The following is a 9,097-nucleotide window of genomic DNA, read 5'->3' as shown; positions in this document are numbered from 1 at the left end:
AAAATCCGCCGAGCGAATGGTGGCAAAAAGCACAAATCGGAGCCGAAACAGCTCCGATTTGTGCGTGAGACAACCTACGGACCAGAAGGCCGGGGGTTCGAATCCCTCACGGCGTACCAAAAGTCCTCGAAATCGTCTGATTTCGAGGACTTTTGTTTTTCATAAGTTCCGTTTTGGGAGTACCGCTTTTTTCTGACCCAAACGCTGACCCCAACGGGAGCGGGTAGCGGAAAGGTCTATACCGCACGGGATAGGATATTGCCCATCGTCTGGGCGGCTTTGAACTGCGCGTCGGTGGTGACGTGGGCGTAGGTGTCCAGCGTGAAACCCGCCGAGTAGTGGCCAAGCATACTGCTGACGGTCTTGACGTCCACGCCGTTTTGCAGGGCCATGGTCGCGAAGGTGTGACGCAGGTCATGGAAGCGTATCCGTGGCAGTCCCGCCCGTTTCAGCACTCTTTGCAGCATATGTAGGACGCTGTCCGGTGACATGGGGCCTCCTGTTGGTGACGGGAACACCCATTCGCTGTTCCCAACTTTGCATTTCTGCATTTTCAGAACGCTTATTGCGTCTGCCGACAACGGCAGTGTGCGGTAGGCGTTTTTCGTTTTCAGTGGGGCTTCGACTACCTTGCCGTTCTGCCGTGAGATGGCCCGTTGGATTTTCAGTACGCCACGGTCAAGGTCTATATCCGTCCATTTCAGTCCCAGCAGTTCCCCACGGCGTAGTCCTGTGGCGAGGTCGAGGTAGTAGAGTTCGTACACACCGCTGTCCCTGGCCTCCTGGAAGAAGGCGCTGAGTTGGTCGGCGGTCAGGGTTTTCATCTCTTTGTGCTCCACCTTTGGCAGGGCGCAGCCCTGCGTTGGATTCTTGCTCACCAAATTCTGCTCCATGGCGAGGTTGTACGCCGAACCGATCATCTGGTGGATATTTCGCACCGTCTTGGGTGCTAACCCTTTCGGCTTTTTCTTGGCCTCGATGCGGTCTACTCGCCCGCCGTCCAGCAGGTGCTTGTAGAACCGTTGTAAGTCCAGAGAAGTGAGGTCTGCCAGCGGGATGCCGCCGATCTGCGGCTTGATGTGGTTTTTCAGAAAACCTTGGCTTGTCTTGAACGTAGACGGTCTGAGTTTCACCTTGGCGTAGTTCTCCATCCAGACCTCCAGCCAACTCCCCACGGTGTAGGTCTTGGCCCGTCCGTAGTCGATACCGACGTTTTCCTCGATGGCTTTTTTCAGGTTTTCTTTTACTTCCGCTTGCGTCTTGCCGAGGACGTTTTTGATGATGGCTTTGCCAGTTTCCGGATCGTGACCGACTGTGTACCGGCCCTCCCATCGACCGTCCTTTCGTTTGCGGATGTTGCCCTCGCCGTTTGCTCGTCGCTTTGGCATGGTATCAGCCCCTTTCGCAACGAACAATATCGTAACCAAGGGAACAAAGCTACCGAAAAGCCGAACTGTTATCAGAAAGTTATCATTTGTCGTGCGGTGACTTCCGCCCCTAATCTTTGTCTATGGCGGCGCAATTTTCGCGCTGCCGGGGCGTGTCTTTAGTTACAGCGGTGCGATTTTTGAACGGATGAAAAGTCCTTTTTATTGACTACAGCGGCTCAAAATATGCGCGATCTGCGCCGAAAATTGCTCTCACTTGAAAATCACTTTTTCGAGCGGTTGAAAACAGCAAATTTCTCAACCGCCTGCGGAACGTCCACCTTGAAAAGTCTGCCGTCACGGGCATTTTTCGTGTCTGACGTTCACCTATGACCGCGAAAACACTTCTCAAGGTGCACCTTAGACTGCGGTTTCAAAACCTCGGAAAGCCCCGCACTGCGGGGCTTTGTGGGCGGGCTGCGGGCGCTTGCGACTGCGGCCCTTTATCTTGTTATATTTTCGAACGGGGATATCTCCCCACAAAACACCTTCAAAACCGGTATCAACGCCCCTTGAGGGAGCGATGATATAATATCCTCATGCGGACAGAGAATTTCCTGCTTCTATCTTTGTAGCCAAGTCTACTGCGCACAGACTGGAACCTCTGCCCTGTGGGATGTCACTTATGAGCCGGATGTCGGGGCGATAAATCGCTTTCTTCTAATCTCGCAACAGGTTGTGACCTTCAGCAGCACGAGGAATGTCCGTAATTTGAACACGAGAGGAGCCTACATTATGTACATCGTTGGGATCGACATCGCCAAGAGGAAGCACGAGGCAGCGGTAATCGACGGCGAGGGCACCGTCATCATCAAGCCGTTTTCCTTCACCAACAACTGCTCCGGGTACAATCGGCTGCTGGCCATGCTCACCAAGGCCAAGCTGCCGCTTGACGAGGTTTCCTTTGCAATGGAGGCCACCGGACACTACTGGCTCGCTCTTTTTACCAGGCTTCAGAAGGAGGGCTTCCGTGTTCAGGTCATCAACCCGGTGCAGACCAACTCCATCCGCAGCTTCTACATCCGTCAGGCCAAAACAGATCCGCGGGATGCCCTGCTCATCGCAGAGGTGATTCGTTTCGGACACTTCTCCGAGTCTACACTGCATCCCGAAAACATTTATGAGCTGCGGGAGTTGTGCCGTGGACGGCACGCCATCGTTTCCATGCAGGCAGATGTTAAGCGAAAGGTCGTTGCCCTGCTGGATCAGGTCTTTCCTGAATATGAAACCGCTTTTACCAATCTGTTTGGCGATACTTCCATGGCAATTTTGCAAGCCTGCCCCACGCCAAAGGAATTATCCGGGATGCCTCTTGAGGAACTTTGTTATCTCATCGAAGTTTCCAGCCACAAGCGCTTCCGCATGGCGAAAGCGCAGGAGCTTCAGGCGCTTGCGCGCAATTCCTTTGGCTTCGCCATGGCCGGCGACGTTTTCAGCACGATGATCCGGCTCTATGCAAAGCACCTCGATTTCTTAAAACAACAGGTCAGGGAAATGGATCGCAAGATCGCGGAGATCATGGACACCCTGGATACGCCGATTACCACCATCACCGGCATCGGCCCGACCCTTGGCGCGTATATCCTCAGCGAGATCGGAGACATCAGCCGTTTTTCCTCTGCGGCAAAGCTTGCCGCTTACGCGGGGATCGATCCAACCATGCGGCAGTCCGGCGAATACAACGGCGTCAGAAACCGTATGTCCAAACGAGGCTCGCCTTATTTGCGGCACGCCATTTGGCTGGCGGCTTCATCGGCGGTGCTCCACGATCCGGCGCTGAAGCTTTATTTCCAGAAAAAACGGGATGAAGGGAAGCCTTACATGGCGTCCGTGGGCCACGCCTGCAGGAAGATGGTCTCCATCATTTACGCCGTTATGAGAGACAACAAGGCCTACACGCCCTATATCCCAAATGAGATTTCGGCTTGACAAATTATAGCCGGTCTGTGCTAAAATCGAACGGCCTTCCCCGTCCAAAAATCCGGCTTAAAAAGTTCGATTTTTCGTCCAAAACCGTTCCCGCAAATATCGCCAAAAAGTTACCGTCACAACGCTGTTCCCAACCGCTTTTCAACTTCTCGCACAAACGGCTTACGTTCGCTTTCACAGGCGAAAGCGGGTACACCCTCGGCTTTCAGAGAAAGATCGCACACAAGGGCACACACGGCGAAACAGGGGCCTTCCGGACGGGGCCGCTATCACTACCCTCGACACGTACTGCACATTCACGAACATCCCCGGGCCGGGTATCAGAACGGCAAACTTTGCCGCTTTGGGATCTTGGCCGGGAGGTGCTCTCGAAGAACGCAGAAAGCCTTCGGGACAGCGATGCGCTTATGCGTGTCGCTGTCCCGAGGCGTCGCGGCCCCGCTGGGCTGCGTGATCTGTTTGCAACTTGGTGATGTTGTTGTTTTTTCACTCTGTGCGCAGTACTTTCTGAACGTGCGAGGTGGGGGTGGTATCACTACCCTCGGAGCGTTTCACACGGTTCGGAAACCCTGCGTGGCCAGGGGGTAGAACGGCAAACTTTGCCGCTTTTGGGGCTTGGCCGTGGGTGCTCCCAAAGAACGCAGAGAGCCTTCGGGACAGCGATGCGCTTATGCGCGTCGCTGTTCCGAGGCGTCGCGGCCCCGCTGGGCTGCGTGATCTTTTTCGCTTCTGCCGAAATTGCGGTTTGTACATCCTGCGCTCAGGGCTTTCTGCGTGTGCGAGGCGAGGGGTGGTATCACTACCCTCAGCGCGCTTTACGTGCTGCTGAAACGCCGGACACCCGCATGTCAAAACGGCTCATTTGCCGTTTTCTGAGGTCAGGTGGGCGTAGTTCCCCGCACGATTCCTATTTTCTTGCGAACACACAGAATTTTCTGTTGGCAGTTCCAGTTGCAAACGCTTTTGCGTTATGGTACGATAAGTTCAGCAAATCGGAAATTGTTTATTTCTTCTTTTTCGGTTTTGGGGCTGGCAGTTCATCATACATTGCATGAAACAAGCCTGTCAAAAATTCCTTATTATCAACTTCATCTACCAACAACATCTCTTTTGCTCCCTCATAGGGTAATTCATACGGAGCTGTCGGCATATAACTAATTGCTGATTTTACTGGTTTAACAAGTAATCTATCATCATAGATACCCCCTACAATCTTGCCACGATAATAAATAATAAATTCTCCCATCATAGCTCGATAAGTAATTTCTTCTAACTCAGATAGCTGTCCTAAAATAAACTCTAAGTATTCCTTGCTTGATGCCATATTTCCACCTCAAATCCCGATTTCTCAGTTTCAAAAACTGGAATTTAGTCATCCAGTGGTTTCCCGCAATACTGACAATACTTTCCCGCATTTCTGTAAAGTTGCTTGCCACAATGGGGACATCTGTTATAAAGGAAATGTGGAATCAAGCCCGAAAGTCCTACTATAACGCCAACGCAAACGAAAGGTTCCCAAAAATATGTCAGCAGCACAATTATGGTACCGCCAATCATCAGCGCGTCTCTCACTTTTCTGGCTTGTTTCACTGTCATTTTACGCATAGCGCCGCCTCCATAGCTTTCGATTTGTTGCTCACTTTTCGTATTCAAATTATACCACTACATTGTGACCAATTCTACCGCAACTTTGGACTATATGAGAAAAGTCCGAACAGTTTTCTGCCCGGACTTTCTCGCTCAATCGTAAATCAATTCTGCTCTGGAGGTCAACGGTATTCGGTTGGACTGCACGAATGATGAGGTCGTCGAGGTCGGTCTGGCTGTCGCCTCCGGCGCGATGAACTACGAGACGCTGTTGGCGTGGGTGCGGGCACACCGTGTCTGACCCAGTTTTGACCCAGAATCCGAAAAAAGCGGTTAGTGTTGGACGGAAACAACGGAAGATCCGCCGAGCGAATGGCGGCAAATAGCACAAATCGGAGCCGAAACGGCTCCGATTTGTGCGTGAGACAACCTACGGACCAGAAGGCCGGGGGTTCGAATCCCTCACGGCGTACCAAAAGTCCTCGAAATCGTCTGATTTCGAGGACTTTTGCTTTTCATAAGTTCCGTTTTTAGGGTGTTGCTTTTTTCTGACCCAAACGCTGACCCCAACGGGAGCGGGTAGCGGAAACCATCAGACGGCACGGGAGAGGATGTTCCCCATGGTCTGGGCGGCTTTGAGTTGGGCGTCGGTGGTGACGTGGGCGTAGGTGTCCAGCGTAAAGCCCGCCGAGTAGTGACCCAGCATACTGCTGACGGTCTTGACGTCCACGCCGTTTTGCAGGGCCATGGTCGCGAAGGTGTGGCGGAGGTCGTGAAAGCGGATGCGGGGCAGCCCTGCCCGTTTCAGCACCCGCTGGAGCATGTGCAGGACGCTGTCCGGTGACATAGGGCCTCCGCTTGGCGATGGGAATACCCACTCGCTGTTGCCCGTTTTTCTTCTTTGTTGCATCAGAACGTCTATCGCATCTGCCGACAGGGGCAGCGTGCGGTAGGCGTTTTTCGTTTTCAGCGGTGCCTCGACCACTTTGCCATTCTGCCGTGAAATTGCCCGTTGGATTTTCAGCACACCACGGTCGAGATCAACGTCCGTCCATTTCAGCCCCAACAGTTCGCCGCGCCGAAGTCCGGTGGCGAGGTCGAGGTAGTAGAGCTCGTACACGCCGCTGTCCCTGGCCTCTTGGAAAAAGGTGCTGAGTTGATCCGAGGTCAGGGTTTTCATCTCCTTGTGCTCCACCTTCGGCAAGGCGCAGCCTTGTGTTGGATTTTTTGTGACGAGACGCTGCTCCATGGCGAGGTTGTACGCCGAGCCGATCATCTGGTGGATGTTCCGCACTGTTTTGGGAGCCAGACCTTTCGGCTTTTTCTTGGCTTCGATGCGGTCAACCCGACCGCCGTCCAACAGGTGCTTGTAGAATCTCTGCAAGTCCAGAGAAGTCAATTCTGCCAGTGGAACGCTACCGATCTGCGGCTTGATGTGGTTTTTCAGAAAGCCTTGTGAGGTTTTGAAGGTGGACGGTCTGAGTTTTACTCTGGCATAGTTTTCCATCCAGACCTCCAGCCATGTTCCCACCGTGTAGGTCTTGGCCCGTCCGTAGTCGATGCCCACATTTTCTTCGATGGCTTTCTTGAGTTTCTCCTTAACTTCTGCCTGTGTTTTGCCGAGGACGTTTTTGATGATGGCCTTGCCAGTTTCCGGATCGTGACCGACTGTGTACCGGCCCTCCCATCGACCGTCCTTTCGTTTGCGGATGTTCCCTTCCCCGTTTGCTCGTCGCTTTGGCATGGTATCAGCCCCTTTCGCAACGAACAATACCGTAACCAAGAGGGAAAAGCTATCGGAAAACCAGACTGTTATCAAAAAGTTATCATTTGAAGGGGATGCCCTATCTTTGTCTATGGCGGCGCAATTTCTGCGCTGCCGGGGGCGTTCTCTTTAGTTACAGCGGTGCGATTTTTGAACGGCTGAGCAGCTCTTTTTATTGACTACAGCGGCGCAAAATATGCACGATCTGTACCGAAAATTGATCTTACTTGGAAATCACTTTTTTGGGTGATTGAAAACGGCGGTTTTGCTGCTTGACTGCGGAGCGTCCACCTTGAAAAGTCCGCTGTTGCTGGGGTCTGATGCCCCTCATGTTCACCTACGACTGCGAAAACGCCTCTCAAGGTGCACCTTAGACTGCGGTTTCCAAACCCCGGAAAGCCCCGCACTGCGGGGCTTTGAGGCCGAGAGGGGTCGCTTTGCGACCACCTCTCTTTATCTTGTGCTAAAATCGAACGGCCTTCACCACTCAGAAAACCTTCCTGTAAAGTTCGGCTTTTCGCCCCAAATCGTTCCCGCAAATATCGTCAAAAAGTTACCATCACAACGCTGTTTTAAACCGCTTTTCAACTCCTCGCACAAACGCCCCACGTTTGTTTTCACGGGTGAAAGCGGGTACACATTCGGCTTTCGGAGAAAAATCGCACACAAGGGCACACACGGCGAAACACGGGGCCTTCCCTCGCCCACAGCGCAGCTTTGTGCTGTCAGTGAAATTCCTTTTGTTCCGCCACACTTTTATATACATACATTTCCCGGTTCTCTGTGAACCCTCAACACCAGCAGAAGAGAAAAATCCGGCAAAGCTGCCGCCATAAATTTTATCCCCCAACCGCTTTTCATCCCACTTTTCAACTTTTCGCACAAATGGCCCACGTTCGCTTTTGCGGGTGAAAGCGGGTACACACTCGCCTTTCGGAGAAGGATCGCACACAAGGGCACACACGGCGAAACAGGGGGCGTTTCGGATGGGGGCGCTATTACTACCCTCAGAGCGTTTTGCGCGGTTCGGAAACCCTGCGCGGCCAGGGGGTAGAACGGCAAACTTTGCCGCTTTTTGGCCTTGGCCGGGGGTGCTCCCAAAGAACGCAGAGAGCCTTCGGAACAGCGATGCGCTTATGCGTGTCGCTGTTTCGAGGCGTCGCGGCCCCGCTGGGCTGCGCAGCCCTTACTGTGGAGTTCTTGGCTTTCCTGCTTTTGCTTAAAACCACTATTGCAAACAGCCTTACGCCATGGTACTATGGTGTCACCAAATCGGAATCCATAGGATGAAAAAACAGAGTGAGGATGATTCTCTTTATGTTTGCCTTTTTTCCTTTGGAAACGCTGGGAAAGCCCCTTGAAAAGCTCTTGCAATGGATGGATGACCATCGTCTTTTCCTCGTTCTTCCAGCTCTCGGCATCCTGCTTTCCCTGGGCGTGTTCAGCTATGTGCATTTCCGGACACCACCCCAGCCAGAGCCCTTTACTTTGGAAGCAAAGCAGGGCGATTACTGCTATCTGGATGTTCAGCACCTCTCCAACTGGCTCCTGAAAATTTCGGGTGGCGAGGAAAATAATTGTTTTTATCTGGCGGTTGGCACGGATGAGACCATGTGCATCGTCTCCATGAATGATGTGATCTTTGAAAACTTTGCGGACATTGTTGAATACAGCAACTCTGATTTTACAGTTCCAGGCACCATACCACAGTCATACCGCGCCGACGGCATCGTCAAGCAAATGACGTCTGAGAATCTGGATGCTCTCATGGACTTGTTTGGCACAACGGCTGAACAGTATACGGCCTTGTTAGGCAACAATTATCTGGATCTGCGGGAAGATCCAAACGGTAATCTTGTGGAACTGTTTGTTTATGTTCTTGGCGCATCGCTTATTATTCTGCTTCTCTATTGTGTGGCCCTCCTTGATGAGCAGCACGAACGCCGCAAGCGGGGCAAAACCGCCGAAGCAGAGTTGTAATAGGAACAATCCGCCCCTGGTGCTTTTTTCAGGCTTTGGTACATACTACGATTCATACTCAGGCCCCCGCCCTGTCAGGAATTTAAAAGGCGTATTCAAAAACATCCCTGCTGATAAAACAACGAAACACAGAATTTATACAATTCCAGATACGCCTTTGACCCAGTTTTGACCCAGAATGGAATTGGAACGGGCAGGGCTGGACGGAAACAATGGAAAATCCGCCGAGCGAACGGCGGCAAAAAGCACAAATCGGAGCCGAAACGACTCCGATTTTGCTTTGAGACAACCTACGGACCAGAAGGCCGGGGGTTCGAATCCCTCACGGCGTACCAAAAGTCCTCGAAATCGTCTGATTTCGAGGACTTTTGCTTTTCATAAGTTCCGTTTTTTGTGTGCCGCCTTTTTC

At 52.4% G+C, this 9,097-nt stretch carries 5 protein-coding genes; 2 read left to right on the top strand and 3 right to left on the bottom strand.

Going from position 1 to position 9,097, the window contains the following annotated elements:
• Positions 1–236 precede the first annotated feature (236 nt).
• Positions 237–1,388: a tyrosine-type recombinase/integrase gene (locus H8Z83_RS18045; RefSeq protein WP_187016326.1), complete on the bottom strand. Its 1,152-nt coding sequence runs from the start codon at positions 1,386–1,388 to the stop codon at positions 237–239.
• 774 nt (positions 1,389–2,162) lie between these two features.
• Here H8Z83_RS18045 and H8Z83_RS18040 point away from each other — a divergent pair.
• The gene (locus tag H8Z83_RS18040) at positions 2,163–3,356 is read left to right on the top strand and encodes an IS110 family RNA-guided transposase (protein ID WP_187016325.1); all 1,194 of its coding nucleotides are present in this window, start codon (positions 2,163–2,165) and stop codon (positions 3,354–3,356) included.
• 1,003 nt (positions 3,357–4,359) lie between these two features.
• Here H8Z83_RS18040 and H8Z83_RS18035 read toward each other — a convergent pair.
• Both H8Z83_RS18035 and H8Z83_RS18030 read right to left on the bottom strand, forming a co-directional pair.
• Positions 4,360–4,680 carry a TfoX/Sxy family protein gene (locus H8Z83_RS18035; protein WP_072850661.1) on the bottom strand — a complete coding sequence of 107 codons (321 nt, stop codon included), beginning with the start codon at positions 4,678–4,680 and terminating at the stop codon, positions 4,360–4,362.
• 855 nt (positions 4,681–5,535) lie between these two features.
• Positions 5,536–6,687 carry a tyrosine-type recombinase/integrase gene (locus tag H8Z83_RS18030; RefSeq protein ID WP_187016324.1) on the bottom strand — a complete coding sequence of 384 codons (1,152 nt, stop codon included), beginning with the start codon at positions 6,685–6,687 and terminating at the stop codon, positions 5,536–5,538.
• A 1,338-nt stretch (positions 6,688–8,025) separates the two neighbouring features.
• Here H8Z83_RS18030 and H8Z83_RS18025 point away from each other — a divergent pair.
• The gene (locus tag H8Z83_RS18025) at positions 8,026–8,688 is read left to right on the top strand and encodes a hypothetical protein (protein WP_187016323.1); all 663 of its coding nucleotides are present in this window, start codon (positions 8,026–8,028) and stop codon (positions 8,686–8,688) included.
• Positions 8,689–9,097 lie beyond the last annotated feature (409 nt).

It is taken from the genome of Dysosmobacter segnis (assembly GCF_014297285.1).
Taxonomy (GTDB): domain Bacteria; phylum Bacillota; class Clostridia; order Oscillospirales; family Oscillospiraceae; genus Oscillibacter; species Oscillibacter segnis.
Note: the sequence above shows the minus strand (reverse complement) of the source record. Positions and strands in the feature narration are given on the sequence as shown.

Bases quoted from the DNA above. Each gene is read 5' to 3' on its own strand.
- H8Z83_RS18045 (WP_187016326.1), bottom strand. From the start codon at position 1,388: ATGCCAAAGCGACGAGCAAACGGCGAGGGCAACATCCGCAAACGAAAG.
- H8Z83_RS18040 (WP_187016325.1), top strand. From the start codon at position 2,163: ATGTACATCGTTGGGATCGACATCGCCAAGAGGAAGCACGAGGCAGCG.
- H8Z83_RS18035 (WP_072850661.1), bottom strand. From the start codon at position 4,680: ATGGCATCAAGCAAGGAATACTTAGAGTTTATTTTAGGACAGCTATCT.
- H8Z83_RS18030 (WP_187016324.1), bottom strand. From the start codon at position 6,687: ATGCCAAAGCGACGAGCAAACGGGGAAGGGAACATCCGCAAACGAAAG.
- H8Z83_RS18025 (WP_187016323.1), top strand. From the start codon at position 8,026: ATGTTTGCCTTTTTTCCTTTGGAAACGCTGGGAAAGCCCCTTGAAAAG.